Here is a 1,266-nt window from a genome sequence, read left to right as displayed (position 1 = left end):
GTCGTTTGCTCCTTCGTGATGAAGCAAACTCTACATCAAACCGAGGGACGTTCCGGGGGGAAGGTCAGAACTTGAAGATCGTATCGGTAGTGATGCCCCGGTTGCGGAGTTTCTCAACAAACAGGTTGGCATGTTCTCTACGGACATGCGTCAGGATGGCGTCTCCGGTGATGCCCGTGAGCACCGACCAAGATCTGTCGTACTGCTACTGAGCAGTCTTGTTCCTCGGTCACGTCACTTGCCTAGTGCCACATGCTTTTCCTGTGCATCACTCAAGGTCCGAGGAACCTGATTGCCCATCAGGAGGTCAAGCGTCAGCCTGCTTTGCGGGTCTGGTGCTGGGCGATACTCTCCCTGCTCATAGGCCCCCCCTGTAAGGGCTTGTACGAAGTCATCAAGGGCAGGACTGTCTCGGTAGCGCAGACCATCTCCTGGCTTCAAACCAGCCGCCTCTAGGCGTCCCAGAGCAACCTTGGGGTCAATGCCGACTATGTCTGTCCCGGATAGATGGTTAGACCACAGGGCATCCTGTCTGCGTGCATGCTCATCTGCCCTTTTGGCAGCTTCCATCTGGACGCCGGTCTTGAGGGAAAAGAACAACACGGACTGAGGCTTGCCCGCTGCGTCCCTATGCAAGCCTTCGCAACCTACAGCGATACGACGCCTGAAATACCAGACGTTACCCTTTTTCTGAATGTACTTGGCAGTCAACCGGAAGGCCCCTGATTCAAATAGCAAGATCACAGCGTGTCACCTTTTGTGTCACCTGTGGTTACCTGGCTCTTTGTCCAGTCGGTTCATATTGCTCAATAAAAGCAATAAGCCGTGGCGGAGGCGGTGTCCGCCCGCCCTAAGTCTGGGAAGTTCCCACGTGATCCGCAGAATTATTTAAATACAGCAGTGTATGGTTATGAACCGGCTTGCGAGTTCCCAGTGCGTCCCATACGTTCGCGAGAGGCGTGGGGGGATAATTGGGGGGTAGTTCCATGGAAGTTCCAACTCGGCGGCCCGCGGCTAGATTATCAGCAGCATTAATTAGGTCGCCCCTCTCACCGGGCAAGTATCACGACGGCGGGGGCTTGGGTTTGTACCTCTTGGTCAAGCCAAGCGGCGCTCGGTCATGGATGCAGCGGATCATCATTCAGGGCAGGCGGCGCGAGCTGGGCCTCGGTAGTCCCCCTGTGGTGACACTGGCAAAATGGACTTGCCCGGAAAATGTGGAGAGCACCAACTGAGGAACCAGGAGGTGTTCTATGGGAAACGGGA

The 1,266-nt window shown here is 55.7% G+C and carries 2 protein-coding genes; one reads left to right on the top strand and one right to left on the bottom strand.

Annotated elements, in window-relative coordinates; translation table 11 throughout:
• Positions 1-234: 234 nt before the first annotated feature.
• A complete protein-coding gene (locus DKT70_RS17600; RefSeq protein ID WP_111560335.1) occupies positions 235-744 on the bottom strand; it encodes a hypothetical protein in 510 nt (169 codons plus the stop codon).
• 242 nt (positions 745-986) lie between these two features.
• Here DKT70_RS17600 and DKT70_RS18795 point away from each other — a divergent pair, with 242 nt between their 5' ends.
• The gene (locus DKT70_RS18795; protein ID WP_325048053.1) at positions 987-1,235 is read left to right on the top strand and encodes an Arm DNA-binding domain-containing protein; all 249 of its coding nucleotides are present in this window, start codon (positions 987-989) and stop codon (positions 1,233-1,235) included.
• Positions 1,236-1,266 lie beyond the last annotated feature (31 nt).

Origin of the sequence: Paracoccus sediminilitoris, from assembly GCF_003259195.1 — a bacterium.
GTDB classification, from domain to species: domain Bacteria; phylum Pseudomonadota; class Alphaproteobacteria; order Rhodobacterales; family Rhodobacteraceae; genus Paracoccus; species Paracoccus sediminilitoris.
Note: the sequence above shows the minus strand (reverse complement) of the source record. Positions and strands in the feature narration are given on the sequence as shown.